Source organism: Luteibacter yeojuensis (assembly GCF_000964085.1).
GTDB classification, from domain to species: domain Bacteria; phylum Pseudomonadota; class Gammaproteobacteria; order Xanthomonadales; family Rhodanobacteraceae; genus Luteibacter; species Luteibacter yeojuensis_A.
In genome coordinates this window covers 159,734-186,683 of the sequence record NZ_JZRB01000014.1, presented here as the reverse complement: position 1 = coordinate 186,683, position 26,950 = coordinate 159,734, and the positions used below count along the sequence as shown (strand labels likewise).

General features: G+C 69.9%; 22 protein-coding genes. 10 read left to right on the top strand and 12 right to left on the bottom strand.

Translation table 11 applies throughout. From position 1 onward, the window contains the following. The first annotated feature begins 4 nt into the window (after positions 1-4). From VI08_RS07420 to VI08_RS07400, 5 genes are all read left to right on the top strand, one after another. Positions 5-1,039, top strand: coding sequence for an HWE histidine kinase domain-containing protein (locus VI08_RS07420; protein ID WP_045828900.1), 1,035 nt, complete (start codon positions 5-7; stop codon positions 1,037-1,039). 94 nt (positions 1,040-1,133) lie between these two features. Further along, entirely contained in the window at positions 1,134-1,559 is a 426-nt protein-coding gene (locus tag VI08_RS07415) for a YciI family protein (RefSeq protein ID WP_045828899.1), read from the top strand. 39 nt (positions 1,560-1,598) lie between these two features. After that, entirely contained in the window at positions 1,599-2,075 is a 477-nt protein-coding gene (locus VI08_RS07410) for a VOC family protein (protein WP_052697752.1), read from the top strand. A 15-nt stretch (positions 2,076-2,090) separates the two neighbouring features. Beyond that, the gene (locus tag VI08_RS07405) at positions 2,091-2,861 is read left to right on the top strand and encodes a YciI family protein (protein WP_052697751.1); all 771 of its coding nucleotides are present in this window, start codon (positions 2,091-2,093) and stop codon (positions 2,859-2,861) included. A 51-nt stretch (positions 2,862-2,912) separates the two neighbouring features. Then, positions 2,913-4,178: an RNA polymerase sigma factor gene (locus VI08_RS07400; protein ID WP_084621363.1), complete on the top strand. Its 1,266-nt coding sequence runs from the start codon at positions 2,913-2,915 to the stop codon at positions 4,176-4,178. A gap of 219 nt (positions 4,179-4,397) precedes the next feature. On the opposite strand, the gene VI08_RS07395 is transcribed toward VI08_RS07400, so the two are convergent. The 6 genes from VI08_RS07395 to modA form a co-directional block, all read right to left on the bottom strand. Continuing rightward, complete coding sequence (locus VI08_RS07395) at positions 4,398-4,874, bottom strand: T6SS immunity protein Tdi1 domain-containing protein (RefSeq protein ID WP_045828897.1); 477 nt, start codon at positions 4,872-4,874, stop codon at positions 4,398-4,400. A gap of 29 nt (positions 4,875-4,903) precedes the next feature. Then, positions 4,904-6,094 (bottom strand): serine hydrolase domain-containing protein, encoded by a 1,191-nt coding sequence (locus tag VI08_RS07390; protein WP_232309488.1) that lies wholly within the window; start codon positions 6,092-6,094, stop codon positions 4,904-4,906. Beyond that, positions 6,091-6,972 carry a lysylphosphatidylglycerol synthase domain-containing protein gene (locus VI08_RS07385; protein ID WP_052697750.1) on the bottom strand — a complete coding sequence of 294 codons (882 nt, stop codon included), beginning with the start codon at positions 6,970-6,972 and terminating at the stop codon, positions 6,091-6,093. The genes VI08_RS07390 and VI08_RS07385 overlap by 4 nt, the downstream gene beginning before the upstream one ends. A gap of 123 nt (positions 6,973-7,095) precedes the next feature. Then, positions 7,096-7,761, bottom strand: coding sequence for an ATP-binding cassette domain-containing protein (locus VI08_RS07380; protein WP_045828895.1), 666 nt, complete (start codon positions 7,759-7,761; stop codon positions 7,096-7,098). Then, positions 7,758-8,432 carry a molybdate ABC transporter permease subunit gene (gene modB, locus VI08_RS07375; RefSeq protein WP_045828894.1) on the bottom strand — a complete coding sequence of 225 codons (675 nt, stop codon included), beginning with the start codon at positions 8,430-8,432 and terminating at the stop codon, positions 7,758-7,760. Before modB ends, VI08_RS07380 begins: the two co-directional genes overlap by 4 nt. A 7-nt stretch (positions 8,433-8,439) precedes the next feature. After that, the gene (gene modA, locus VI08_RS07370) at positions 8,440-9,186 is read right to left on the bottom strand and encodes a molybdate ABC transporter substrate-binding protein (RefSeq protein ID WP_045828893.1); all 747 of its coding nucleotides are present in this window, start codon (positions 9,184-9,186) and stop codon (positions 8,440-8,442) included. A gap of 196 nt (positions 9,187-9,382) precedes the next feature. Between modA and VI08_RS07365 the strand changes: the two genes are divergently transcribed. After that, entirely contained in the window at positions 9,383-9,715 is a 333-nt protein-coding gene (locus VI08_RS07365; protein WP_052697749.1) for a DUF2946 family protein, read from the top strand. A 46-nt stretch (positions 9,716-9,761) separates the two neighbouring features. After that, a complete protein-coding gene (locus tag VI08_RS07360) occupies positions 9,762-12,056 on the top strand; it encodes a TonB-dependent receptor (protein ID WP_157006439.1) in 2,295 nt (764 codons plus the stop codon). A gap of 4 nt (positions 12,057-12,060) precedes the next feature. On the opposite strand, the gene lanKC is transcribed toward VI08_RS07360, so the two are convergent. The 6 genes from lanKC to VI08_RS07335 form a co-directional block, all read right to left on the bottom strand. Next, entirely contained in the window at positions 12,061-14,739 is a 2,679-nt protein-coding gene (lanKC, locus tag VI08_RS07355; RefSeq protein ID WP_084621349.1) for a class III lanthionine synthetase LanKC, read from the bottom strand. An 83-nt stretch (positions 14,740-14,822) separates the two neighbouring features. After that, positions 14,823-14,960 (bottom strand): hypothetical protein, encoded by a 138-nt coding sequence (locus VI08_RS21680; RefSeq protein ID WP_157006436.1) that lies wholly within the window; start codon positions 14,958-14,960, stop codon positions 14,823-14,825. 209 nt (positions 14,961-15,169) lie between these two features. Beyond that, positions 15,170-16,480 (bottom strand): sensor histidine kinase, encoded by a 1,311-nt coding sequence (locus VI08_RS07350; protein ID WP_052697748.1) that lies wholly within the window; start codon positions 16,478-16,480, stop codon positions 15,170-15,172. A 5-nt stretch (positions 16,481-16,485) separates the two neighbouring features. Continuing rightward, the gene (locus tag VI08_RS07345) at positions 16,486-17,853 is read right to left on the bottom strand and encodes a sigma-54-dependent transcriptional regulator (protein WP_052697747.1); all 1,368 of its coding nucleotides are present in this window, start codon (positions 17,851-17,853) and stop codon (positions 16,486-16,488) included. Between the two features lie 12 nt (positions 17,854-17,865). Then, positions 17,866-20,190, bottom strand: coding sequence for an ABC transporter permease (locus VI08_RS07340; protein ID WP_045828889.1), 2,325 nt, complete (start codon positions 20,188-20,190; stop codon positions 17,866-17,868). Next, complete coding sequence (locus VI08_RS07335; protein ID WP_045828888.1) at positions 20,187-20,951, bottom strand: ABC transporter ATP-binding protein; 765 nt, start codon at positions 20,949-20,951, stop codon at positions 20,187-20,189. The genes VI08_RS07340 and VI08_RS07335 overlap by 4 nt, the downstream gene beginning before the upstream one ends. A 307-nt stretch (positions 20,952-21,258) precedes the next feature. Between VI08_RS07335 and VI08_RS07330 the strand changes: the two genes are divergently transcribed. From VI08_RS07330 to VI08_RS07320, 3 genes are all read left to right on the top strand, one after another. Beyond that, on the top strand, positions 21,259-22,068 hold the full coding sequence (locus VI08_RS07330) for a hypothetical protein (RefSeq protein WP_045828887.1): 810 nt from the start codon (positions 21,259-21,261) through the stop codon (positions 22,066-22,068). Positions 22,069-22,122: 54 nt separating this feature from the next. Beyond that, positions 22,123-24,636, top strand: coding sequence for a response regulator (locus VI08_RS07325; protein ID WP_045828886.1), 2,514 nt, complete (start codon positions 22,123-22,125; stop codon positions 24,634-24,636). Between the two features lie 134 nt (positions 24,637-24,770). Next, positions 24,771-26,948, top strand: coding sequence for a glycoside hydrolase family 3 N-terminal domain-containing protein (locus VI08_RS07320; RefSeq protein ID WP_045828885.1), 2,178 nt, complete (start codon positions 24,771-24,773; stop codon positions 26,946-26,948). The last annotated feature ends 2 nt before the right edge of the window (positions 26,949-26,950 follow it).

The window sequence follows — 26,950 nt, the reverse complement described above, 5'->3', positions numbered from 1 at the left end:
CGCCATGAGCGCAAACCCCACGAGTCCTTTCGAGCGGGCCCTTGCCACCTCGGACCGCGAATTCCGTGAACTGGCCGACTTCGCGCCGGTGATGATCTGGCGCGCCGGCACCGACATGCTCTGTGACTGGTTCAACAAGCCATGGCTCGATTACACGGGCCGCCGCCTGGACGAGGAAGTGGGCAGCGGCTGGGCCGATGGCGTGCACCCCGAGGACCTGCCCGGGTGCCTCGCCACCTACACCGGGGCGTTCGACGCCCGCGAGCCGTTCGCCATGGAGTACCGGCTCCGCCGCCGCGACGGCGAATACTGCTGGCTGATGGACCACGGCGCGCCGTTCTACCGCGATGGCCATTTCATGGGCTACTGGGGCAGTTGCGTGGATGTCACCGCCCACCGCATGGCCCAGCGCTCGCAGCGCGTGCTGATCAACGAACTCAACCACCGCGTGAAGAACACCCTGGCCGTGGTGCAGGCCATGGCGATCCAGAGCTTCCGCGACGAACGCCCGGTGGCCACGTCGCTGGCCCTGTTCGAAAGCCGCCTGCGTGCCCTGGCGGGCGCGCACGACCTGCTGGTAGCCCGGGCCTGGGAGGACGTGGCCCTGCGCGGCGTCGTGGAGGCCACCGTGGCCCCGCACGACCCCGACGGCACCCGGGTCACCTTCGACGGGCCCCCGCTGATGCTCCAGTCCGAGGTCGCCGTCTCGGTCGCGATGGCGCTGCACGAACTGCTCACCAACGCGATCAAGTACGGGGCCTTGTCCGTTCCGGCGGGCCGCGTGGCCATGGCCTGGAGCTACGTGGCCGACCGCCATGCCCTGCGCCTGGAATGGCAGGAGTCCGGGGGCCCCGCCGTGGCGCCGCCGGCGACCCGCGGCTTCGGCACCCGCTTCATCGAACGCGTGCTGGCCCCGCAGGCCGGCGGCGTGGCGAAGGTGACGTTCGCCCCCGGGGGGGTCCATTGCGTGTTCGAGGCCGATGCCCGTCGCTCACCCTGTGAGAATCCCTTGCCGCATGCTCGCCACTCCGCCGGCTGAATTTTTTTCACCGGCCGTGTCGATCCACCCCATCGCCGTTCGACGTACCCATGAAAGCCGGGAATCACCCTGGCTACGTGCAAGGAGTAGGCAGATGCGATTCCTGGTCATGGTCCGTGCGACGGACGACACCGAGGCGGGCGCCATGCCCAGCGAAGAACTCATCACGGCGATGGGCAATTACAACGAGGAGCTGGTGCGCGCCGGCGTGCTGCTGGCGGCGGAAGGCCTGCAACCCAGCGCCCGGGGTGCCCGCGTCCGCTTCGACGGCGAGCGCCGCGATGTCATCGACGGCCCGTTCGCCGAGGCCCGCGAGCTGATCGCCGGGTTCTGGCTCTTCCAGGTGCGCTCCCTCGACGAGGCCATCGAATGGGTGAAGCGCGCCCCCAACCCCTGCCCCGGCGAGTGCTACATCGAGATCCGCCAGGTCTTCGAAGCCGACGACTTCGGCGCCGAGTTCACCCCGGAGGCCCGCGCGCAGGAAGAACGCATGCGCGCCGCCGTCGCCGCCCGCCAGTAACGCTTTTGCGCCAACCCCAGCCATGAAAAGGACACCGCCATGTCGATGACGATCACCCCCTACCTGCATTTCAAGGACAACTGCGAAGAGGCTTTCAAGTTCTACGAGAAGGCGCTCGGTGGAAAAATCCTGATGGTCAACCGCTTCAAGGAAGCCCCGCCGCCGCCCCCGGGCGCCGCTGGCAACGAGGGCTGCGGCGACCCCTCGACGAGCGTGGACATGAGCGCCATGGGCGAGAAGATCATGCATATCCGCCTGCAGGCGGGTAACGCCTACATCATGGGCTCGGATACCCCGCCGATGTTCCAGCACAGCGGCAAGATCGAGGGTTGCTCCATCGCGCTGGGTTTCGAGAGCGCCGAAGAGGGCGAGAAAGTGTTCAAGGCGTTGTCCGAGCGTGCCACCACCATCACCATGCCCTACGGCGAGACCTTCTGGGCCAAGGGCTTCGGCATGCTCGACGACGAGTTCGGCGTGTCGTGGATGGTCAATGGCGGTGAGAAGCTCGCGCCGTAACCCGGGGAGAACAGCATGCGTTTCCTGATCGTCCGCAAGGCGGATGCCGAGACCGAAGCCGGTGGACCTGTCACCCAGGCGCTGGTCGATGCCATGGCGGAACACTGCGACCGCCTGGCCGCGGAGGGCCGGTTCATCTCCGGCGAGGGCCTGAAGCCCAGCCGCGAGGGCTACCGCGTCCACTTCAACCAGGGCCGGGAGCCCGTGGTGGTCGACGGCCCGTTCGCCGAAGCCAGGGAGCTGGTCGCCGGCTTCAGCATCATCGAGGCCGCATCGATGGACGATGCCGTGGCCTGGGTGAAGCAGTGGCCCGCCGAGGACGCCGCGGGCCAGGCCGAGATCGAAGTGCGGCCCCTCGGCTGCCCCGGCGGGCTCAGCAACTTCGGCGACCCCGCCGAGGACGATTCCCGTCGCCCGCGCTTCATGGTGATGCTGAAGGCCAACCCGCGCAGCGAGACGGACTGGAACCCGGGCCCGGAGATCCTCGGGCGCATGGCCGAGGCCAACCGCGCCGGCGCGGAGGCCGGCTACCTCATCGCGGGCAATGGGCTCTCATCCAGCCGGCACGCCCGGCGGGTGCGTTTCAGCAAGGGCCACCCGCAGGTGTTCGACGGCCCCTTCGCCGAGATCAAGGAAATGGTGGCGGGCTTCTGGGTGCTCCGCGTCGACAGCATCGACGACGTCATCGCCTGGGCCCGTACCTACCCCTTCCCTGACGGGGACGAGGCCCGGCTCGAGATCCGCCCGCTGTACAGCATGGAAGAATTGCTCGCCCCGCTGGCCTGATGCCGCAGCGCGGCTTGCCTGCCATGGCGACGGATGCTGTCATCCGTCGCCATGACCGACCAAGCCCACCGCGCCATCGATGCGATCTGGAAGATTGAGTCGCCCCGCCTCATCGCCACCATCGCCCGCATGGTGCGCGACCTCGACCTTGCCGAAGAACTGGCCCAGGACGCCCTGGTGTCGGCGCTGGAGCAATGGCCGCGCGAGGGCGTGCCACGCAACCCCGGGGCCTGGCTCACGCAGGCCGCCAAGCACCGCGCGGTGGACCGCATCCGCCGCGAGCGCATGGCCGGCCGCAAGCTCGAGGCCCTGGGCCAGGACATGGAGGGCCTGCTCGAATCGCATGACGACAAGCTGATCGACGCGCTCGACGACGATATCGGCGACGACATGCTGCGGCTCATCTTCACCGCCTGCCACCCGGCGCTCACCGTCGAGGCGCAGGTGGCGCTCACCCTGCGCCTGCTCGGCGGCCTCACCACCGACGAGATCGCCCGCGCGTTCCTCGTGGCCGAAGCCACGGTGGCGCAGCGCATCGTGCGCGCGAAGCGGACGCTGGCCGGCGAGGCCGTGGTGTACGAGGTGCCACGCGGCGATGAACTGAAGGATCGCCTCGCGGCGGTGCTGCGCGTGGTCTACCTCGTGTTCAACGAGGGCTACGCGGCCACCGCGGGGGAAGACTGGATGCGGCCGGCGTTGTGCGACGAGGCCCTGCGGCTGGGGCGCGTGCTGGCGGAGCTGACGCCGCGCGAGGCAGAAGTGCATGGGCTGGTCGCGCTCATGGAAATCCAGGCGTCGCGCGCCAATGCGCGTACGCGTGCCGACGGCGAGCCGATCCTGCTGATGGACCAGGACCGCGCGCGCTGGGATCGCTTGCTGATCACGCGCGGCCTGAAGGCGCTGGCCCGCGCCGAAAAGCTGGGCGGTTCCCAGGGCCCTTACGCGCTGCAGGCCGCGATCGCGGCGTGCCACGCGCGTGCACCGCGGGGCGAGGACACCGACTGGCAGCGCATCGCATCGTTGTACGGCGAGCTGATCGACGTGATGCCATCACCCGTGGTGGAGCTCAACCGCGCCGTGGCGGTATCGATGGCCGATGGCCCCGCGCCGGCGCTGGCCATCGTCGACGCACTCGCCGATGAGCCGACACTCAAGGACTACCACCTGCTGCCCAGCGTGCGGGGCGACCTTTTGTTCCGGCTGGGCGAGCTGGAGGCAGCGCGCGAAGCGTTCCTGCTTGCGGCGTCCATGACGCGGAATGAGCGTGAGAAAGCGCTTCTGGAAACTCGGGCGGCTGCATGCCTTGATGGCCGATAGCACACAACCCGCCCATCATCGATGCATGCATGGCACCATGGCACGCCCACGCGTGTCATCACATGAACCCCAGCAATCACTCACTCGTTCAAATCGATACCGACGAGACCCAATCCGCCTTTATCGCTCGCGGCTTGGAGTCCCTGGCCCACGCAGAACGCTGCCATGCGTACTACTCCGCTGAGGAGGTACACGCAGAACTCGCGCGTCGGCTTGGCCTTAATGCGTGATATCGATGTTGACGTTCGTGCCGTCGGGCAGGTCGTCGAGTTGCTGCAGCACCGAGCCGGTGAGTTCGAAATGCTCGCGGGCCGGCACCGGGTTGAAGTTCTCGACCACGTACTCGCCTTCGGCGAAGACCGGTAGCGTCACGTACGTGTAGCACTCGCCTTCACCGCAGACCTTGCCGGCGTCGATCAGTGCCTCGACCAGCGGTGGCAGCAACCACTCGTCGGCGATCTCTTCGCGCAACTGCTGGTTGAAGCCCTCGACGTTATCCGCCACGCGCTCGACTTCACCCGTGCCCGTGTTGAGCCAGAACACGCCGCCTTCGTCGGCTTCGTAGAACATGTCGCCCAGCGCGGTGAACAGCAGCGGGGTGAAGGCATCGCCGATGCGCCACTGCCAGGAGGCCGCGAGCGCGTCGATGGCCTCCTTGTCGGGCGTGCAGGTCAGGTCGTTCCAGGAGAGGGGCATGGGGGTGCCTGGGTGTGGGGAGGGTGGGGTCATTGTAGCGGCCGCATCGCGCGCGGGCGCGCTCCCACAGGGGGGTGCGGGTGGTCGGCGGCGGTGGTGATGGCCTGGACGAACGCCGCGCGGGCTTTGGCCTGGGCATCGTCGGTGGCGACGGGCCATGCCGCCAGCTGGACGATGACAAGGCGCCGCGCGGGGTCCACGTACAGCAACTGGCCGAAGATGCCGATGCCGGCGAACGCCCCGTTATCCCACGTCCACCACTGGTAGCCATAGCCACGGCCAGGCACGCCGATATCCGCATGCTTTTTCGTCGCGTCGGCAAGCCAGCCTTCCGCCAGGACGGCGTGGCCAGCGGCGACGCCGCCGTCTAGCAGGAACTGGCCCAGCCGGGCGTAGTCGCCCAACGTGGCGGATACGCCACTGCCGCCGGCTTCGGTGCCATCCACGTCGTCCTTCAGCCACAGCGCATCGTTCGCCATGCCATACGGCCGCCAGATCTTCTCCGACAGGTAAGCCGCGAGTGACTTGCCCGTGGCGCGGGTGACGAGGATGCCGATGAGATCGGTTTCGCCGGTCTTGTAGACCCACGTCGCGCCGGGCGCGTACTCGCGCGGCAACGGCGCCATGTACGTGACCAGCAGCGGCTGGCCCGCGATGCGGTGGCCTTCGTACATCTGCGCCACGTCGGACCGTGGATCGGCGTAATCCTCGTTCCAGCGCACGCCCGAGGTCATCGTCAGCAGCTGCCGTACGGTGACATCGCGATACGCACCCGCGCCCAGTTCGGGGATGTAGCGCGTGACCTTGTCGTCGAGCGAGTGGATGGCGCCATCGCGCAGCGCGGCGCCCACCAGGGTCGACGTGAACGACTTCGCCACCGAGAACGATGTCCAGCGCGTGTTCGGATCGGCGCCCAGGCCGTAGCGCTCGAGGCGGACCTTGCCATCCTGCAGCACCATGACGCCGGCGACATGGTGTTCGGCCATGTACGCGTCGAGCGTGGTGCCGTCGTCGAAGGCCGGCGTGAGCGGCACGCCGGCAGGCAGCGGATGGGCCGTGCCGTGCCGCACGCTGTTGCTGGCGTACTGCGCTTGCATCGCGCGGAAGTTGGCCTCGCGCTGGGGCTGGTTCCAGAACAGCACGTCGGTGCGGCGTGCATGCGGCACCGTGGCGCAGCCCGCCAGCAGCAAGGCGCCCGCGGCGAAGAGGCCGCGCATCATCGGGCCTTCTCCACCCGGTGGCGCACTTCGTAGATGCCCAACGCGGCCGACGCCAGCAGGAAGGGGCCGAAGCCGTAGATGACCCGGTAGGCGAGCAACGCGGCGAGCACCTGGGCCCGCTGTTCCTGCGGGAACGCGGCGAGCATCAGTGCCTCGAACGCGCCGATGCCGCCCGGCGTATTGCTGAGGATGCCCGCGAGGATCGCGCCCACGTAGATGGGCGCGAAGGTCATGAAGCCGCCCGCGATCTCCGGGGGCAGCAGAAGGTACATGGTGAGGATGGCGCCCAGCATCTCGACGATGCCGATGCCGATCTGCGCCGCGGCGGAACCCGCGGACGGCACGGGTGTCGTGAACTTCCACACCTTCAGTTCATCGTGCTTGCCCGCCAGCCAGCGCAACAACAACGCGAACGCCACGACGAGCCCCACGCCGAGCCAGCGCCCCCAGCCACCGGCCAGCGAGGGCTCGAGCAACAACGCCACGCACGTGACGGCCGCGAAGCCCATGCCCACGGCGAAACCGACCAGGCCGACGATGCGCGCCACGTCCGCCGCACCCACGCCCTGCGTGGAGAGCATGCGGTAGCGCAAGGCCGTGCCGGTGATGGCATGGAAGCCGAGGGCATTGCAGATGGCATGCGTGGTGGCGCCGGAGAAGATCTTCATCGCCATGGGCACCTTGCGCGGCACGACGGTCTCGACGGCGAAGACATCGTAGGCCGTGAGGCTGGCCCAGCTGGCCAGCGTGGCGCCGATGGCGCCGATGACATGCCAGCGCGGGATGCGCGTGAGCGCATCGCGCACGTCGTGCCACGACATCTTCGCGATATAGCGGTGCAGCAGGAACACGGCTGCGCCGACGATCGCCAGCGTCACGCCGTATTTCAGGGCGCGCGCTACGAGGGGCCGGGCTTTCGGGGCGTGGCGGGGCTCGCTCAACGTCAGGGGGCCGTGGGGTCGGAGTTGCCGATGATAGCCGACCGCCCCCGTGCGGGGCGCTCAGCGCACGACGCGGCCGTCGCGGATCTCGACGGTGTGGCCCTGCAGTGCCTCGACGTCGGCGGCGTCGTGGGTGATGACCAGTAGCTGCAGGTCGAGCCGTTGCTGCAGGGCCAGCAGCTCCATGCGCATGCGCCCACGCAACGCGGGGTCCAGGGCCGCGAACGGTTCGTCCAGCAGCAGCAGGCGTGGTTCGGCCACGAGGGCGCGCGCCAGCGCCACGCGCTGGCGCTGGCCCCCGGAGATGCGCGAAGGGTGGCTATCCGCGACGCCAGCGAGTTCAAACAGTGCCAGCATCTGCACCACGCGCGGGTCGCGTTCGCGGCGGCGGGGGTTCAGCCAGCCACCACGCAGCGCGAAGCCAATGTTCTGCGCGACGGTGAGGTGCGGGAACAGCGCGTAATCCTGGAACACGTACGCCACGCCACGGTCGCGGGCGGGCACGTCGATGTGCGCCGCCGCGTCGTAAAGCACGTGCCCGTCCACGCGCACATGGCCCGCGTCCGGCCGGCCAAGGCCTGCCATGGCACGCAGCGTGAGGCTCTTGCCCGCGCCGGACGGCCCGAACACGACGACGCGGCGCGCTGCCGTTTCGAACGCGATATCAAGCTCGAAACGCCGCGCGTCGTCGCGCAGCGACTGGCGGATGGCGACATCGATGCTCACGGCCGGCTCCGCCGCGTGTGGTCCGGCGCCAGCCAGCCCGCCAGCAAAAGCGCGGCGACACAGGTGGCCGACACCACGAGGACCATCACCGTGGCCGCATGGTCGTCGCCCGCCTGCACGGCCGCGTAAATGGCGACGGAAAGGGTCTGGGTGCGGCCGGGGAGGTTGCCCGCGATCATCAGCGTGGCGCCGAACTCACCCATGGCACGGGCGAAGGCAAGCAAGGCGCCCGCGGTGATGCCGCGCGCGGCCAGCGGCAACGAGACGCGGAAGAACACCGCCGCTTCGCGCAGGCCCAGCACGCGCGCGGCGCCCTCGAGCTGTGGGTCAACGGCCTCGAACGCGGCGCGCGCGGCCTTCTGCACCAGGGGAAACGCCACGAGCGTGGACGCGATGACGGCACCTTGCCACGTGAACACGAGTTCGATGCCGAGGCGATCAAGCCACCCGCCCAGCACGCCGCGACGCCCGAGCACTACCAGGAGGTAGTAACCCAGCACGGTCGGCGGCAGCACCAGCGGCAACGTGAGGATGGAATCCACCACCTCGCGCGCATGCGAGCGCCAGCGTGACAGCGCGAACGCCACCGCCACGCCGAGCACGAGGTTGATGGCGGTCGCCCACAGGGCGACCTTAAGGGTCAACGCCAGCGGAACCCAGAGCGACGCCACGCGTGGCTCAGGGCGCCTCGAAGCCGAACCCGGCGAGGATGCCGCGGCCCTCGGCCGACTGGACGAAGGCCTGGAACGCGGCCGCATCCTTCGGCTGCTTCGAACCGGCGACGACGGCGATGGGGTACGTGATCGGCTTCGGTGTCGGCACCGTGGCGGCCACCCGCACCTTGTCCTTCATGATCGTGGCATCCGTGGCGAAGACGAAGCCGGCATCCACTTCGCCGCGGGCCACGTAGTCGAGGCTTTGCCGCACGTTCTGGGCAAGCACGCCCTTCGCCTCGACGGCATCCCACAGGCCTTGCTGCTCCAGCGCGGCCCTGGTGTAGCGGCCGACCGGCACGGATGCCGGGTCGCCGTAGGCCACGCGCTTCACCGTGGCGGCCTTGAGGTCGGCCGGGCCGTTGATGGCGGCCGTGCTGTCGTGGGGCACGATGAGCACGAGGCGGTTGGCCGCGAAATCCTGCCGCGTGGCGGGGTCGATGGCTTTGGCTGCCACGGCCTTGTCCATCGCGGTTTCATCGGCGGAGGCGAAGACGTCGGCCGGCGCGCCGCTGGCGATCTGGCGCAGCAGGACATCCGACGCGGCGAAATTCAGCACGACATGGGTGCCGGGGTGCTTCGCCTCGTACGCCTTGCCCACCGCCTGGAAGGCATCGGTAAGGCTGGCGGCGGCGGAAACCACGAGGTCGGCGGCCTGTGCGCCCCCCGTGCCGGCCAGGAGCAGCAATGCGACAAGCGGGCGAAAGCGCATGGGGGTCCCCTTCGTGCGGTGGCATGCGGCGGACTATAACAACCCTGGTCCAGGCCGGGCGCGCGCGGGGGCGACACCGTGTCGCATTCCTTTCATCGCCGTCCGTGACACTATGTCTGGACCCGGGTCCGGGGTTTTGCCATGAAGGGGGCGCCAGGTGCGTCGTGGAGCGGCTAGCCAGCGTTGGTTGGGATGGATGGCGCTCGTCGCTGTCTGGCTCACCGCGTTCGCCCCCACGGTATCGCGCGTCAGCGCCTTCACCTTCCCCGACCTGGGCGCCTGGTGCGAACCGGCGGCCACGCCCCACCACCACGACGGCGGCCACGCCGGCCACGACGACGGCGACGCCGCCTGCGGGTACTGCACGCTCTTCACCCACAGCCCCGGCATGGCCGGCGGCGTCCACGTGGGCGAGGTGCCGCGCCTGGCCATCGAAGGCGGTGCCCGCGCGGCCCCGGCACATGCCTTCGCGCCACCCGCGTTTTTCCACACCCGCCCCCGAGGTCCGCCGGTCGCCGCGCACGCCTGATCGCCATCGATCCCGCCGTACGCCACCGACCACGGACCCTGCCGCCATGCCTTTCCTTGCCAACGAGGGACGCGTGCTTGCGCGTGCCATCGCCTGCGCCCTCGGCGCCGGCGCGTGCACCGCGCACGCCAGCGACACCCCCGCCCTGCCGCCGCCTGTGAACCTGCAGGAAGTGCGCGTTTCCTCCATGAGCCACGGCACGCCCGTGGACCCCGACATGCCCGCCGCCGTGGAAACCATCACGCCGGCGAAGCTCAGGCGCATCAACCTCGTGAACACCGAGGATGCGCTGAAGTACCTGCCCGCGTTCGGCATCCGCAAGCGCTTCGCCGGCGACGAGAACGCGACGTTCTCGGTGCGCGGCACCAGCAACCAGCAAAGCGCGCGCGGCCTCGTCTACCTCGACGGCCTGCTGCTTTCCAACCTGCTGGGCAACAACTGGGCGAACCCACCGCGCTGGTCCATGGCGTTCCCCGATAACCTGGCGCGCATCGATGTCATCTACGGCGCCTACTCGGCCCTGTACCCCGGCAACAGCATCGGCGCCACCGTGGTGATGACCACGCGCATGCCCGATACGCTGGAAGTCACCGGCGATGTCCAGGCCTTCACCCAGCACGTGCACACCTACGGCGTCGACCGCGATTACGGTGGCAGCAAGCAGACCGCGACCATCGGTGACCGCAGCGGCAAGTTCGCCTTCCTCGTCGGTGTCTCGCACCTGCAATCGAACGGGCAGCCGCTGGTCTACGCGGTGCAGAACCGCTCGGCCACGCCGGGCACGGCGCGCCCCGTCACCGGTGCCATCGGCGACACGGGCGCCAATGGCCTGCCGCGCGAAGTGCTCGGCATCAATTCGGAAGGCCAGGAGGCGACAAGCCAGGACGAAGCCCATGTCCGCCTCACGTATGACGTCACGCCCGACCTCACCGGCGCCGCCACCGTGGGCTACTGGAAGCAGGACATGTCGCACCGTACCGAGACCTTCCTGCGCGATGCCGCGGGCAACCCGGTGTGGTCGGGCCCGGTCACGATCGACGGCCGGCGCTACACGCTCCCCGCCAACTACTTCGCTCCCGGCACCCGGCAAAGCCGCAACTACCTCTACGGGCTGTCGCTGGGCACGCACCGCGACACCGGCTGGAACATCGCCGGCGATGCCTCGTATTTCGACATGGACCAGAACCGCGACCGCACGGCCAGCGCCGTGACCTACGATGGCCCCGGCATGCTGGCGGCGGGTGACGGCAGCCGCTGGCGCACGCTCGACCTGCGTGCCAGCTACACGCCCGACAACGCCGGCCCCAACACGCATACGGTGAGCTTCGGCTACCACATCGACGGCTACCGCCTCGACAATGCGTCGTATGCGCTCGCCCAGTGGCGGCGCGGCGACGCGGGCGCGCTCACCGCGGCGAACGGGGGCAGCACGCAGACACAGGCCGTGTACCTGCAGGATGCGTGGCAGCTCGACGAGCGCTGGCGGCTTACCGCCGGCGCGCGCTACGAACAGTGGCGCGCCTTCAACGGCACGCGCGCTACGGCAACCGCCGTCACCGGTTACCCCGAGCGCAAGGAAACACACACCTCGCCCAAGCTGTCGCTCGCCTACATGGCCACCGACGCGCTGACGCTGAGGCTTTCCGGTGCGCGCGCGTATCGCTTCCCCACCGTGAACGAGCTTTTCCAGGGCACGTTCAACGGCATCAGCCTGGTCAACAACGACCCGAACCTGAAGCCGGAAAACGACCTCTCGCGCGAGCTCTCGGCGGAATGGTACGGCCCCCATGGCGTGGCCCGCTTCAGCCTGTTCCGAAGCGACACGCGCGATACCTTGTTCAGCCAGACCGATACCACGGTGTTCCCCAATGTGACCAACGTGCAGAACGTCGACCTCGTCCGCACGCGCGGCGCGGAGGCAAGCTACGACGGTGCCGGGGTGTTCGTGCCGTGGCTCGATCTCTCCGCCAATGCCGCCTACACGCAGGCCACCACCGTGCGGAACCATCGCAACCCGGCCTCGGAAGGCAAGCAGTTCTATCGCATCCCCCGCTGGCGGGCGAACGTGGTGGCCACGCTGCACGCCAGCGACGCGCTGGCGCTGACACTGGCGGGCCGCTACTCGGGCCGCCAGTACAACACGCTCGACCACAGCGATATCAACCCCGATACGTTTGGCGGCGCGAGCGACTTCCTTACGTTCGATGCGAAGCTGTCGTGGGCGGTCAATGCCCACGTGGAACTCAGCGCCGGCGTCGACAACCTCACCAACCGCCGCTACTACGTGTATTACCCCTACCCGTCCCGTACGTGGCTGGCGGAGGCGAAGTTCCGCCTCTGAGCCCTCATGCCGCCTCGCAACGCGCCTGCGCGGCGGCGTGCAGCGCTTCGTCCAGCATGAACGAGGCATGCCCCCCGTGGGCAAGGCGGTCGAGGAAGGCGCCCGCGCCCGCGTTGCCCGTGGCGAAATCGCAACTGATCCGGGCCAGCTCCGCGCCCGGCATCGCCAGCGCCTCGCCGCGCGGCAGCAGGAAGGGTTCGATGCCGCACGCCACGCGCATCGCCTCGTCGCGGTAACGTGCCGCATCACCCGGCAAGAACGTGGCGAGGTCGAGCAAGGTCTCGCCAAGGCCGGCCAGGCCATCGAAGAGGCCTGGGCTGATGGCATGCCTGCGGCACAGGTCGGCATCCGCGGCGAGCACGGCATCGCGGTAGCGCTCGTCGCCCGTGCAGGCATGCATGCGCGCCGCGACGGCCAGCACGCCGGCCGTGCCCTGGCGCAGGTACGGCAGCAACGTGGGGCCGCCCACCCAGGCCGGCCACGATAGCGTGCCATGCGCGTTGGGCATGCCCTGGCCCAGGTCGAAGTCCAGGGCGGCCCGCGCCGCTGCAAGATAGCGTTCGTCGTCGGTGGCCAGGTGCAGGTGCAAGAGGAAAAGCGCGATGCCACTGGCGCCCGCCGCCAGGCCCAGTGGCTGGCGTGCGCCATCGGGCCAGCACAGCGCACCGTCGACATGCACGGCGCACGCCAGCAAGCTGTCCCCGGCGAGCGTGGCGTCGGCCAGCGCGGCCGCGGCACCCAGCGCATGCCACGCTTTCAGCCGTGCCAGGCCCCACCCCGCCGTGCCATCGTGCAGGCCCGCGTGCTGCGCGACCGCACCATCGAGCGGTGCCGCCGCCAGCAACGCGTTGGCCAGCGATGTTTCCCCCGCCTCGAGCAATACCCATGCGATGCCGGCGTCACCACCCATCAGCCCGGCGCCGCGGCCACCGCCCGCTTGCACGCCCGCGGTGAGCCATGCCAGCAGGTTCGCCGGCACGGTGCGCCCCGCCCGCAGGTACGCATGAAGGATGCCAGCGGCGCCATGGGCCACGCCATGCGGGTGCGTTTCAAAGACCTGGGGACCGGCAGGCACGAAGCGGTCCTTCCTGGGTGAGCGTGCTTGTGTGTCGATATAGGCGAACAGCCGGTCTGCCATGCCATCGACGCCAGCGGGCGGCGCGACGCGATGCGGCGTGGGCCAGCCATCGCGCGGCATGCGGCCGATGGCGTCGCGCAAGGCCGCCATGGCCGCGACCGGGTCGGGGCGGCGCTCGGGCCGGTCGTGCATGAGTGCCGATACCGTATCCGCGTACGCCTGCGGGTAACCGAGGTCATCGACGTACTGGCGAAGGAAACGTGGGATGGCGCTGGCATCGAGGGGCTGCAGCGCATTGGCGGGCAGGCAGGCCGCGAACAGGTTCGCGCCGAACGCATAGCGGTCCGCCGCCATGGCTTCGGCATGGGTGCCGCGTTGCGCGCCCTTGGGTGCGAAGCCCGGGGTCCACGCGTCGGCCACCTTGTCCAGGCCATCTTCCACCGCGGTCTCGAGGTCGATCAGCCGGACGCGGCCCGACGCCTCGACGATGCAGTTGTGGAACGAAAGGTCGCCGATGGAGACACCCGCGGCGTGCACGCGTGCGAGGGTCGCGGCGAAGCTGGCGAAGACGCCACCCACCTCGTCGAAGTACCGGGCCACGTCCATCCGAGTGGCCCCGGCACGCAGCCACGGGTAGCGCCGCGCCAGCCAGCCGCGCAGCGTCTCGCCTTCGAGTAGTTCCTCGGCGAGGAAGCTGTGCTCCCATTCGCGGAAATGCGCGATGGGGCGTGGCGCCACGTCCAGCGGCGCCAGCCGGCGGAGCAGCCGGAACTCCTTGCGCAGGCTAGCCGTCGCCGGCTCCGCGGCACCGATATGCGGCCGCGCCTCCTTGATCACGACACGGCGCCCCTCGAACAGGTCGTCGGCGATGTAGACGCCGCCCGCCGCCGAGAACGCCAGGGCTTTCAGCGGCCGGAAACGGCCGGCACCCAGCAGCGGCATCGCATCACCGGCCGCCGCGCCTTCCGCGCCCAACGGATCGGTGAGCCACTCGGGAACGGTGTAGCGCGGCGCGCGGTCGTCGGGCTGCATGCCGCCGTCGGGCCGGCGTAGCAGGTATTCGCGACGCCCACTGGCGTCGACGTGGTGTTCCCCCGCGATGCCGCCGTAGCGGTACGACACCACCGGGCAATCAGGGTGGCGGCGATCGGTGAGCACGTGCGGCCCGGCGTAGCCCGTCAGCGCGGCCGCGAGGTCGTCGAGCAGGCGACGGAAAGCGCGCAGGTCCTCCGGGTATACGGTGATGAATTTCCCCGAGCCACCACGGGGCCAGCGCTTGCCGTTGATCGCCGCCAGCAACTGCAGGTCGGCGGCGAACTTGAACGCCGTGCCGCTGGCCACGAGGATCGCCGTGGCGATCGCGAGCACGATGCGCGCCGTGGCGGCGACGGACGAGACGTGGATCTTCCAGCCCTGCACGGGCAGCCGTGCCGAGGGGGGCCGCGCGTGCATCCACACGCCGGCACGCTGCAAGGTCCACCCAGGGGGCAGCTGGCGCCGCACCACCGCCTCGAAGTCGTCGCGCACCACCACGTGGCGCGCATACGGCTCGAAGAACTCACGATCCACCGCCGTGTAAGGCAATAGTTCCCTGTAACGCTCCATGCGCCTGCCCCATCGTCATTGGCCCACCCGGTGGCCACGCCGGCCCGGACGCCGGCGTGGCCACCTTCGCTTCCCTACGCTCCTTACGCGTCGCCGGGATCGGCGAGCCGTTCGATGCACGCCGTGTAGCTGGCCGTGCTGAGCGTGGTCTCGGTTTCAATGGTGATGGCCCCATGCTGCAGCTCGGGTTCCAGTGACTGTAGGGCGAGGATCGGATGCATGGCTGTACTCCCTGGCGATGCGGGCGCCACGCGGGAAGTCCGGGGCGCGGCGCGACACTAGGCCGCGCGGCCCCCGCCGCTCAATGGCGCCGGGCCACGAAACGCGCGTTACGTGCATGCCGGCGTGCCGTTCGCGCCGGGCCGCCCGTTTCCGGTCGCCGCGACTGTCCGTTTCCGGACACGGTTGCATCGATACCGGGCAGCCGGGATCAGGCCGTGGCGAGCCGCACGCTGGCGATGGCACCCGTGCGGTCCGTGCGGTCGACGAGCGTGACCGACCCGCCGTGCGCCTCGACCACGAGCCGGACCAGGCTGAGGCCGATGCCTGATCCCTCGGGCTTGGTGGTGAAGAACGGCACGAACAGCGAATCCGTCTTTGGCAGGCCGATGCCGTCGTCGACGATGTGCACGACCACCTGCCCACCTTCGACGACCCAGGCGACCCGCACGCCGCCCGCCGCCCTCAGCACCGCGTCGGCGGCGTTACGCAGCAGGTTGGTGAAGGCCAGCTCGAGCTGGCCTTCGTCGCCATCGACGACCACGGGGTGGCCCGGTTCGAGCACCACCGGCACGCGCTGCTCGAGCGGCACGATGCGCGTAAGCAGGCCATCGAGCCGGAACGGGTGGGGATCGATGGGGGGCAGGCGGGCCAGCCGGCCATAGCCACCAACAAAACGCGCCAGCGCCGCCGAGCGCCGCGCGATCGCATCGAGGCCGATGCGCAGGTCGTCTTCGGGCATCCGCATGCCATGCCGCGCAAGCATCACCGACAAGGTATCGGCGAGTGATTCGATGGGGGCCAGTGAGTTGTTCAGTTCATGGCTGAGCACGCGGATGAGCCGCTGCCAGGCACGGTGCTCCTCGTCGTTCAGGGCGGCGTGCAGGTCGTGCAGCATCACCAGGGTGTGCCCACGGCCGCCGCTATGCCATGACGCGCGGCGAACGGCCCAGCGGCCGCTGGCGCCGGGGAACGCATGCGCGAGGATGACACCGTCGCTCGCCTCCACCAGCGGCGCCAGGCCGATCGCCGCCGGTGGCCTGCCCACGGCCGGTGCCCGGTCGATGCCGGCAAGGGCGCGTGCCGCCGGGTTGATCAGGCGCACGAGGCCCTGGTCGTCGATGACAAGGATGGGGCTATGCAGCGCCACCAGCGTCTTGCCGAGGAGGCGTGCCGCTTCCACGCGCCGCCGCCGGCTTTCGCGCAGGTCTTCCGAGAGGTGGTTGGCGGCGGCGATGAGCCCGAACACATCCCGCCCACGGCTGGCATGGCCACGCATGCCGAAGTCGCCTTCGCGCAGCGCGCTGAGGAGGTCGGCCACGGTAACGATCGACGCCATGACAAGGCGTGACCCGGCCCAGGCGGCCAGGAGCGAGCCAAGGCACGCCGTGGCGAACAGCGCCGCGCGGGCCGCGCGCCCGCCGGATGGCACCACGGCCAGCGTCGCGCCTGCCACGAGCATGGGCAGGATGACTGCCGCCAGCCAGAGCGCCAACGCGGTGCGCTGCCGACGGTAGGCCATGCCGGCTACTCCGCGCCACCCGCGGAGCTTTTGCCCCGCTGCTTGCCAAGCCGGCGGTACAGCGCCTGGCGGGAAATACCCAGGGCCTCGGCCGCCTGCTGCAGGTTGCCGTGCCGCTCCATCGCCTGCTGCACCAGTAGCTGCTCCGCCTCGGGTAGCGTGAGGTGGTCGAGCACCAGCGCGGCGTCGGTACGCCGCACGGCAAGCGCATCGGCATCGATGTCGTTGCCCGTCGCGGTGAGGACGGCATGCTCCACCACGTGCTCGAGCTCGCGGATGTTGCCTGGCCAGTGATGCGCCCGCAGCGCGGCCACCGCCGACGGCGTGAAGCGCGTGGGGTCACGGCCCAGCCGACGGCAGTGGCCCAGCAGGAAGTGCTGCGCGAGCGGTGCGATGTCATCGCGCCGTTCGCGCAGCGGTGGCAGGCGCACCTGCATCGCGTCGAGCCTGTACAGCAAGTCGAGCCGGAAACGCCCCGTGCGCGCGATGGCGCCAAGATCGGCATTGGTGGTGGAAAGCACGCGCACGTCCACGCGCCGGAGCTGGCCCGTGCCACCGCGTTCAAGCTCGCCTTCCTCGAGCACGCGCAGCAGCTTGGCCTGCTGGTGCAGCGGTATGGTCGACACCTCCTCCAGCACCAGGCTGCCCTGGTGGGCCAGCTCGAAACTGCCCGGCAACGTGCCGCCCTCGCCGCCGAACAACGTGGCGTCGAAGCGTGCCTCCGGCAAGCTGCCCATGTCGACGCGGATCAGCGGCCCGTCCGCGCGCGCCGAGCGTGCATGGAGTTCCCGGGCCAGCAGTGACTTGCCCGTGCCGTTCTCGCCCACCAGCAGCACATGGGCACTACCATGCGCCAGGCGCTCGACAAGCGCGTGCACGCGGCGCATCGCGGGTGACACGGCAACGCACAACGCGGCGGGCTGCCCGCGGGCGAGCGCGTTCTCCGCGCGCAGGCGGCGGTTTTCCTCGCGCATGTCGTACATCTGCAACTGCGTCCAAACGCTTCGCAACAGGCGCGGCCGTGCCCAGGGTTTCTCGACGAAATCCGCGGCGCCGCGCTGCATGGCCTGCACGGCGAGGTCGATGCTCGCCCATGCCGTCATCACCACCAACGGCACGCCAGGCGCGAGTTCGCCAAGGCGGCCAACGAGTTCGAGGCCCTCGTGCCCCGATGTGGTGTCCGCGGCGAAATTCATGTCGACCAGCACGCATGACAGGGGCTCGCGCGCGGCGATCTCGCAGGCCTGGCCAGGCGACGCCGCCTCGATCGAGGCAACGCCTTCGCCCCGTAGCAGCATGCCAAGCGACAGGCGCACGTCGGGATCGTCGTCGACGATGAGTACCGGCGGGCGCGTGGTGTCGGGCAAGGCCATGGGCATGTTCCGTCAGGCCTCGCGCACGACGCGCCAGGGTTCGGCCGCCGCCGCGCGGTGGAGCGCGGGCAGCGCCGCGAGGATGCACAGCACGAGCATGCCCGCCCCTGCCGTCGCCACCGCGGGGGCGCTCCAGGGCAGGGGCGATGCGACGACGAGGGCCGCGCCCGCGGCGATGCCAGGGACCGCACCGGCGCCGCCGCGCAGCACGCCGAACGTGCACAGCTGCCAGGGCGATGCGCCCAGCGCCGCCGCGAGCGCCAGGTCGCGCTGGCGCGCGGCCAGCTGCACGCCCAGCGCCGAATGGAATCCAAGCGTGGCGAGGCCGGTGGCCAGCGCCGCGAGCAACAGCGCCTGCCACGCATCGCGGCGCGCACCCGCAGCAGCGTCGTGCCACGCGCGTGCCATGGTCGAAGGTTCGGCCACCAGCCACGGCGCGATGCGACGCAGGCTGGCGCCCGTGTCGTGACCGACGGCCTGGGCTTCGTCGCCCAACCTGGCCACGATGAAATAGGCCAGCAACCCGCGGTACGCCGAGAATTCCCTGGCCGGCAACTGCGCGAACGGCACGATCGCCGCGGGGCGCGTCGCCTCGGTATCGCCCGCGGCACGGTCGTTGGCCACGATGCCGACGATGCGCAACGGCCGGCTGCCCAGGCCGCGCGACATTTTCTCGACCACAGTGCCCAGCCCGGCACCCTGCACGGTGGCGATGAATGCTTCGTTCACCACGGCCACCGGTTCACTCCCCGCGGTATCCCCCGCGTCGATGTCGCGCCCCGCGAGCAGATGCAGCCCCATCGCAGCGCGCACACCGGGGGTCTGCAGGGCGAGCCGTACCTCGATGGGGGCGCCCGCGATGCCGGGGAAGGCCACGACGAACCGAGGGCCGGTCGGTAGTTGGGTGGTGACGCCAGCCGCGCTGGCGCCATCGCGCTGCGAGGCATCGCGCGCCAGCGCGTTGGCGAGGGCCGCGATGCGCGGCACGGTGTCGAAGTGGCCGGCGTCGGGATGGAACCGCGCCAGCGCGATGCCTTCCACGGGCATGCCGGGAGGCGGGCGCCATGCGCCCGACGCATGCACGAACTGCACGGCGCAGAACGCGGCCAGGATCGTCGCCAGCGCCAGCTGCCACTGCACCATGGCGCCGCGCACGCGCTGTGCCACGCGGCCGTGCGGCCGCGCCCCGGCGGCGCCCATGTGTTCCCGCAGAAGCCGGTCGCCCCCCGCAAGCCACGCGCCGACGACGGCGGCGACCATCGTGACCACTACGGCCAGTCCGACCGTGGCCACGTAGACATGTGCGCTGGCGCGGATCGTGCCGGCATCCGGCAACCAGTAGCGTGGCAGGCTGTCGCGCAGCACACCGAGCAACAGGTTACCGAGTAAAAGCGCAGCGACCGTGCCCGCCACGCCGACGATCGCCGCATCGCACGCCACCGGCATGGCGGCGCGCCAGGGCGGCGCACCGAACGCCGTGCGCATGGCGGTTTCCCGCCCGCGGCGCCAACCCTGCGCGAGCAGCAGGTTGGCCAGGTTCGCGCAAGCGGTGGCCATCACCAGCAGCGAGGCGCGCAGGAACTGCCAGAGTGTGGGCGCCGCATAGCCACGCACCGCCTCCTCGATGGGCGTGGCGCCGACGGATGCGACCGCGTCGGCGGGCATGCCCAGCGCGCTGGCATGTGCCGCGGCGATACCACGCACGACGGCGCCAAACGCGCTGGCCGAGGCACCCGGCGCGAGACGGCCCACGGCTATGCCGTTCGCCATCGTGCCCTGCCCGCCACCGGCCACCGGCCGCAGGGGTAGAAAGATGTCCACATCGTCGAAGACGCGGAACGCCTGCGGCAGCACGCCCGCCACCGGAAACGCGCGCCCGTCCACCATGATCGCCTGGCCGGCAACGCGCTCGCCGCCGAACCATGCTTGCCACAGTCGCCACGACAGCACGACGACGTCTTCGCCATCCTCGCCGAACGTGAGCACGCCATCGGCCGGGGCGACACCCAGCGTTGGCAGGTAGCCCGCGTCCACTCGCTGGACGGCCAGCAGTGCGGCGTGGCCCTGGGCGCTGGCGCTGGCCCGCGTCGTGGCTGCCGCCAGCCCGCGCGACAGCAGCATGGGCGGCATGCCGACCATGTCGTAGAGGGCGGTGGACATGCCCCGGCGCGGCGCGGCGCCGGGCATCTGCCCATAGAGCACCACCTGCGCGGGGTTCGCGAACGGTGGCGGTGCGAGCAGGATGGCATCGACCAGGGTGAACGTGGCGAAGAACATGGCCGTGGCCAGCGCCAGCGTGGCCGTGCCGGCCGCGATGAATCCGTGGTGCGGGCTCATAGCAGGGCTTCCATGGCGCGGCGCTCGTCGAGGCCGCTACCGGCCTCGCGCTGGCGCTCCTGGAACGTGGCCTCGTCCACGACACGGCCATCGAGCAGGCGCACGATGCGATCGGCCGCCGCGCTGAAACGGTCGTCGTGCGTCACCATGCAAAGGGTGGTGCCCGCCGCGTTCAGGCGTCCAAGCAGGGCCATGACCCGCTCGCCGTTCTCCAGGTCGAGGTTGCCGGTCGGCTCGTCGGCGAGTATGACCGCCGGCTCCCCCACGATGGCGCGCGCCACGGCCACGCGCTGCTGCTGGCCACCCGAAAGCTGGCCCGGGAAATGGCGCATGCGGTGGCTCATGCCGACGCTGGCCAGCGCCGCCGCCACGCGCTCGTCGCGCTCGCGGCGGCCGATGCCCTTGCGGAAGGCGAGTGGCAGGGCGACGTTGGCGGCAACGCTCATGTCGGCCACGAGGTTGAAAGCCTGGAACACGAAGCCGACATGGGCGTTGCGCAGCAAGGCGCGTTGGCGGCGCCCGGCGGCCACCACGGGCTCGCCAAGGAAGCGCATGTGCCCATGCGTGGGCGTGTCGAGCAGGCCCATCAGCGAAAGCAAGGTGGTCTTGCCGCAGCCCGAGGGGCCCGCGATGGCGACGAACTCGCCCTCGTGCACCGTGAGGTGGATATCGGTGAGGACAGGCAGCTCGAGGGCCCCGGCGACGAACACCTTCCCGACGCCACGCATGTCGATGACCGGGGGGCGATGGGGCGTTCGCATGCACGCGGCCTCGGTGGGAACGCGGTCGTTGGGGAGGGCTGGCGGGGCCAACGATACCCCTTCACGCGGTACGCACATAGGCCCGTTGGCCATCCGGACCTACGTTTGCCGATTCGGAGCAACGACCATCGGCAAAGCCACAAGTCCATGGAATCTTTACCAAAAGCCCGGCATGAACCTGCGGCTATCGAGTTTTCCTGCGCCGAAGCTTACAATTAGCTTACGGGAGGATGGTTTTCTCGGCGTTCCGGGCGCTCCGCACTGCGGGGGCGTACGAGCACCTGGCGCGCATGGAGTCTGCAGTCTCATGGTCCAACGATTCTCGCTTGGTGGTCGCACCGCCTGGCTCAAGCGCTACGAACCCGATAACTGGCTACGCCCCACGCTGGTACGGCTATGGAACGGCCTGGCCCGGCGCCTCGACCTCAACGCCCTGCGCTCGCCGCCGCGCCATGCGGGCGACGACGCCAAGCGCGTGGAATCGCGCCGCCTGGAGGCGCTCCGCGCCTGCGGCGCGCCGGTGCCGCGCATCCTTGGCGAGGGCCCGCGCAGCCTCATCCTCAGCGACATGGGCCCCACGCTGGCCCACCGCCTGAAGCGCCTGCCCAGCGCCAACGATGCCGACATCCTGGTGCGGCAGACGGCCCACGCCATCGGCGAGCTGCACCGCCACGGCGGGTACCTCGGCCAGGCCTTCGCCCGCAACATCATCGTGGGCGAGCAGGGCGTCGGCTTCATCGACTTCGAGGAAGATCCGTGCGAGATCATGAGCCTCGCGCAGGCGCAGGCGCGTGACTGGGTCATGTTCACCTCGGGCGTCGGCCGGTACTACGTCGGCCGCATGGATGCGCTCTCCGAGCTGATCCGCGACGAAGCCCGCGGCGCCGCGCCGCAGGTGGTCGACGAGGTGGCGCGCATCGCGGGCAAGCTCTCGTTCCTCGAGCGCGCGGGGCGTTTCCTCGGCCGCCGGCTGGGCCACATGGGGGCGGCCATCGGCGCGATGCGCAAGGGCTTCGCGGCCATCGCCGTCGCGGCCGTCATGGCCGACGTGCTCAGCGATGGCGACTGCGACATGCTCAACGCCGTGGTCGACGCGGTGCGCCACGTCGCGACGTAAGCGGCCCTGCGGGTTACCATCGTCGCTTCGTCCCAAGGTCCGCAGGCCCGCCGCATGAGCGTCCCGCCGCAAGCATCACGCTGGTTCCTTCCCCGCGACAGCGAGATGGCTCGCCGGATCAACGAACTCGACTGGGCCGCCACCTCGCTGGGGCCCATGGAGAGCTGGGGGCCGGCCCTGCGCCACGCGCTGGCCACCCTGCTTCGCTCCACCGCGCCGATGGGGCTGTTCCAGGGCCGCGACGGCGTCGTCCTCTACAACGACGCCTATCGCGAGATCGCCGGGTTGCGCCACCCGCACGTGCTGGGCCGCCCCATCCTCGACGCGTGGCCCGAGGTCGCCGAGTTCAACCGCAACGTGCTCGATACCGTGCTTGCCGGCGGCACCCTGTCGTATCGCGACGTGCACGTGGTGCTCAACCGCACGGGCGAGCCCGAGGACACTTGGCTCCACATCGACTACAGCCCGCTCGTGGACGAGGATGGCAACGCCACCGGCGTGTTCTTCCTGATCAAGGACACCACCCGCCGCGTGGAGATGGAGCAGCGCCTGCGCATCGCCCAGCACGCCGGTGGCGTGGGCACGTTCGAATGGTTCCCTGAAACGGGGCGGCTCGAGGTATCCGAGGCGTACCGCCGCATCAGCGGCCTGCCCACGGAAGGCATGGTCACCGATGCCATGGTGCTGGCGCGCGTGCACCCCGACGATCGCGCGCTTGCCACGCCCGCCATGGACCGCGAGAACCCGGTGGAATACGCCGAGTACCGCGTCGTCGACCCGGCGAGCGGCGACACGCGCTGGATCGCCCGCCGGGGCGAGGTCGCGCAACATGGCGAAGGTACCCGCCACCGCTTCATCGGCATCGCCATGGACATCACCGACCGCAAGGTGGCCGAGCTGGCGCTCGCCAACCAGGCGCTGACGCTGCAGGACCGCGTCAACCAGCGCACGGCCGAGCTACTGCGCACGCAGGATGCCCTGCGCCAGAGCCAGAAGATGGAGGCCATCGGCAACCTCACCGGCGGCGTGGCGCACGATTTCAACAACCTGCTGCAGGTGATCAGCGGCAACCTGCAGCTGCTCGTCGAAGACGTGCAGGGCAACGAGCGCGGCGAACGCCGGGTGCGCAATGCCATGGCCGGCGTGGCCCGCGGGTCGAAGCTCGCGGCGCAGCTGCTCGCGTTCGGCCGCCGCCAGCCGCTGGCGCCCAAGGTGGTGAACGTCGGGCGGTTCGTGCGCAACATGGACGACCTGCTCCGCCGCACGTTAGGCGAGGGCATCGAGGTCGAGACCGTCATCGCCGGCGGCCTGTGGAACACGCTGGTCGACCCGGGCAATGTCGAAAACGCCTTGCTCAACCTCGCCCTCAACGCGCGCGATGCGATGGACGGCCAGGGCCGCCTCACCATCGAGGCGGGCAATGCCTACCTCGATGCGAACTACGTCGATGCGCTGGACGACGTGGCCGCCGGCCAGTACGTGCTGCTGGCCGTCACCGATACCGGCCACGGCATCGAGCCCGGCATCATGGAAAAGGTGTTCGAGCCCTTCTTCACCACCAAGCCCGAAGGCCAGGGCACCGGCCTGGGCCTGTCGATGGTCTACGGCTTCGTGAAGCAATCCGGCGGCCATATCAAGCTCTACAGCGAGCCGGGCCACGGCACCACGGTGAAGCTCTACCTGCCGCGCACCACGCAATCCGAAGACATCATCGTGGACGTCGACAGCGGCCCGGTCACGGGCGGCAGTGAAACCGTGCTGGTGGCGGAGGACGACGAAGCCGTGCGCGAGACCGTCGTCGCGATGCTGGCCGACCTAGGCTACCGCGTGCTGAAGGCGCGTGACGCGCACAGCGCGCTCTCGATCATCGAAAGCGGGATCCCCATCGACCTGCTGTTCACCGACGTGGTGATGCCCGGCGCGCTGAAGAGCCCGGAACTGGCGCGCAAGGCCCGCGAACGCCTGCCGGGCATCGCCGTCCTGTTCACATCCGGCTACACCGAGAACTCCATCGTGCACGGCGGCCGCCTGGACGAAGGCGTGGAGCTGCTGAGCAAGCCGTATACCCGCGAAACCCTGGCCAGGAAGCTGCGCCAGATGTTGTCCACCCAGGCGCAGCGCAACGCCGGCAACCCCGAGACCGTCGTGGCCGCGCCCGCGCTGCCCACGCCCCCGCCCATTCGCGTGGTGCGCGTCCTCGTCGTCGAGGACGACTGGCTCGTCCGCACCACCGTTGCCGAAATGCTCCAGCTGCGCGGCCACGAGGTGTTCGAGGCGGGCGACGCCGACCGCGCGCTCGCCATCCTGGGCCAGGAAACCATCGACGTACTGATCAGCGACGTGAACCTGCCGGGTATGTCGGGCGTGGAGCTGGTGGCCACGGCACGCGAGCGCCAGGCCGATCTCGCCGCCGTCTACGCCACCGGCCACGCGGGGGTCGAAGGGGTCGTGCCCGATGCCCGCACCCTGGTGCTCGTGAAGCCCTATGGCTCCGATGCGCTGAACCAGTCACTGGCGCGGCTGTTCCCGCCGCCGGGTATCGCACGGCCCATGGCTTCACCTTTGTGAAGCCATTGGGGCCCAACGCCGTAAACGTTTACACGTAACGTCATTTACGTGCCCACACGTCCACGCGTTGCCGGTATCCTTCCCCGCCGTGGCACCAAAGAAGCGCCGCACGCCATTCCCCGCAAGGCAAGCCCATGACCCGCAATTCCCGCATCGAAGACCTCATCGCCCGCATGACCGTCGAGGAGAAGGTTGGCCAGCTCGGCATCTTCGCCGATGCCGTCCGCCCGTTCGCCCCCGACATCAACCCGGAAGCCAACGCCCGCGATGCCGCCGAGGTGCTGGAGCAGGTGCGCGCGGGCCGCGTGGGGTCGCTGTTCAACGGCGTGGGCGCGGCCGAGGGCCGCGAGGCGCAGCGCGTGGCCGTGGAAGAAAGCCGCCTGGGCATCCCGCTGATCTTCGGTTCGGACGTGATCCACGGCATGCGTACCGTGTTCCCCATCCCGCTGGGCGAGGCCTCGACCTTCGAGCCGGGCCTGGCCGAGCGCACCGCCCGCGCCACGGCGGTGGAAGCCACGGCCGCCGGTATCCACTGGACCTTCGCGCCCGCCGTCGACATCGCGCGCGACCAGCGCTGGGGCCGCGTCGCCGAAGCCGCCGGTGAAGACGTGGTGCTCGGCTGCGCGTTCGCGGCGGCCCGCGTGCGGGGCTTCCAGGGCCCCGACCTGACGGCGAACGATTCACTGCTCGCCACGCCCAAGCATTTCGCCGCCTACGGCGCCGTGCTGGGCGGCATGGAATACAACCAGGTGGACATGGCGCCGCAGACCCTGCGCGATATCCACCTGCCGCCGTTCAAGGCCGCCATCGATGCCGGCGCGCTCACGCTCATGAGTGCGTTCAACGACATCAACGGCGTGCCCGCCTCGGCCAACCGCGAACTGATGACCGACATCCTGCGCGGCGAGTGGGGCTTCAAAGGCTTCGTCGTTTCCGATTACACCGCCGACATGGAACTCATCGCACACGGCTTCGCCGAAGACGAACGCGATGCCTCGCGCCTGGCCTTCGTGGCGGGCGTCGACATGAGCATGCAGAGTGGCTTCTACGCGGCCCACTTGCCGGGCCTGGTCGAGAGCGGCGACGTGCCCATGGCCGTGCTGGACGAAGGCGTGCGCCGCGTCCTCGCGGTGAAAGACGCCATCGGCCTGTTCGACAACCCGTACCGTTCGCTCGACCCCGAGGCCGAGGCCGATACAACGAAGAACGCGGAACACGCCGCGCTGGCGCGCGATGTCGGCCGCCGTTCCATCGTGATGCTGAAAAACGATGGCGTGCTGCCGCTGAAGAAAGCAGGGCAGAAGATCGCGCTCATCGGGCCGTTCGGCGCCGACGTGGAAAACCTCGAAGGCTGCTGGACCCTGTTCGGCGACAAGGAACGCCACGTCAACATCGAGACCGGCCTGCGCGGCGCGCTGGCCGATGCGGCGTCGCTCGAGGTGGTCGCAGGCTGCGGGTTCGAGGACGCGATCGACGGTGGCATCGATGCCGCCGTGGCGGCGGCGAAACGCGCCGACGTGGTGCTGCTCGCCATCGGCGAGCCGCAAAACTATTCCGGTGAAGCCCAGGCCCGCACGCAGATCATCGTGCCACACGCGCAGCAGGCGCTGGCCGAGGCGGTGGCCGCGGCCGGCACGCCCGTCGTCGTGCTGTTGAAGAATGGCCGCGCGCTCGCGCTTTCCGGTGCGGTACGCGAAGCCAACGCCATCCTCGTCACCTGGTTCCTCGGCAGCCAGACGGGGCCGGCCATCGCCGACGTGGTGTTCGGCGATTACAACCCGGCGGGCCGCCTGCCTGTCAGCTTCCCGCAGGATAGCGGCCAGGAGCCGCTCTTCTACAACCACCCGCGCACGGGCCGCCCCGAGCTCGCCGACCAGCCGCCGGCCTTCAAGTCGCGCTACCGCGAAGTGAACTTCGAAGCGCTGTACCCGTTCGGCCACGGCCTCAGCTACACCACCTTCGCTTACACGGCGCCGGTGGTGAAAGCGCACCTGGGCTGGAACGAGACCATCGTCGTCACCGCCACCGTCACCAATACCGGTACCGTCGCCGGCGAAGAAGTGGTGCAGCTCTACATCAACGACCGCGTGGCGAGCCGCGTGCGGCCGGTGCGCGAGCTGAAGGCGTTCCGCAAGATCCTCCTCGCGCCGGGCGCGTCGGAAGAGGTGGCATTCGAACTCGAGCGCAGCGACCTCGCCTTCACCCACCGCGACGGCGTGACATTCGACGCCGAACCGGGCGCCTTCGATGTGTGGATCGCCGGCTCGTCGGCACAGGGCGAAGCAGCGTCGTTCGTGCTGGCCAAAGGCTGATG

Excerpts from the sequence above, each read along its gene's own strand:
- VI08_RS07345 (WP_052697747.1), bottom strand. The coding sequence starts at position 17,853 with ATGGCCTTGCCCGACACCACGCGCCCGCCGGTACTCATCGTCGACGAC.
- lanKC (WP_084621349.1), bottom strand. The coding sequence starts at position 14,739 with ATGGAGCGTTACAGGGAACTATTGCCTTACACGGCGGTGGATCGTGAG.
- VI08_RS07365 (WP_052697749.1), top strand. The coding sequence starts at position 9,383 with ATGGCGCTCGTCGCTGTCTGGCTCACCGCGTTCGCCCCCACGGTATCG.
- VI08_RS07420 (WP_045828900.1), top strand. The coding sequence starts at position 5 with ATGAGCGCAAACCCCACGAGTCCTTTCGAGCGGGCCCTTGCCACCTCG.
- VI08_RS07340 (WP_045828889.1), bottom strand. The coding sequence starts at position 20,190 with ATGAGCCCGCACCACGGATTCATCGCGGCCGGCACGGCCACGCTGGCG.
- modA (WP_045828893.1), bottom strand. The coding sequence starts at position 9,186 with ATGCGCTTTCGCCCGCTTGTCGCATTGCTGCTCCTGGCCGGCACGGGG.
- VI08_RS07320 (WP_045828885.1), top strand. The coding sequence starts at position 24,771 with ATGACCCGCAATTCCCGCATCGAAGACCTCATCGCCCGCATGACCGTC.
- VI08_RS07390 (WP_232309488.1), bottom strand. The coding sequence starts at position 6,094 with ATGATGCGCGGCCTCTTCGCCGCGGGCGCCTTGCTGCTGGCGGGCTGC.
- VI08_RS07395 (WP_045828897.1), bottom strand. The coding sequence starts at position 4,874 with ATGCCCCTCTCCTGGAACGACCTGACCTGCACGCCCGACAAGGAGGCC.
- VI08_RS21680 (WP_157006436.1), bottom strand. The coding sequence starts at position 14,960 with ATGCATCCGATCCTCGCCCTACAGTCACTGGAACCCGAGCTGCAGCAT.
- VI08_RS07415 (WP_045828899.1), top strand. The coding sequence starts at position 1,134 with ATGCGATTCCTGGTCATGGTCCGTGCGACGGACGACACCGAGGCGGGC.
- VI08_RS07335 (WP_045828888.1), bottom strand. The coding sequence starts at position 20,951 with ATGCGAACGCCCCATCGCCCCCCGGTCATCGACATGCGTGGCGTCGGG.
- VI08_RS07330 (WP_045828887.1), top strand. The coding sequence starts at position 21,259 with ATGGTCCAACGATTCTCGCTTGGTGGTCGCACCGCCTGGCTCAAGCGC.
- VI08_RS07360 (WP_157006439.1), top strand. The coding sequence starts at position 9,762 with ATGCCTTTCCTTGCCAACGAGGGACGCGTGCTTGCGCGTGCCATCGCC.
- VI08_RS07400 (WP_084621363.1), top strand. The coding sequence starts at position 2,913 with ATGACCGACCAAGCCCACCGCGCCATCGATGCGATCTGGAAGATTGAG.
- VI08_RS07405 (WP_052697751.1), top strand. The coding sequence starts at position 2,091 with ATGCGTTTCCTGATCGTCCGCAAGGCGGATGCCGAGACCGAAGCCGGT.
- VI08_RS07410 (WP_052697752.1), top strand. The coding sequence starts at position 1,599 with ATGTCGATGACGATCACCCCCTACCTGCATTTCAAGGACAACTGCGAA.
- VI08_RS07325 (WP_045828886.1), top strand. The coding sequence starts at position 22,123 with ATGAGCGTCCCGCCGCAAGCATCACGCTGGTTCCTTCCCCGCGACAGC.
- VI08_RS07350 (WP_052697748.1), bottom strand. The coding sequence starts at position 16,480 with ATGGCCTACCGTCGGCAGCGCACCGCGTTGGCGCTCTGGCTGGCGGCA.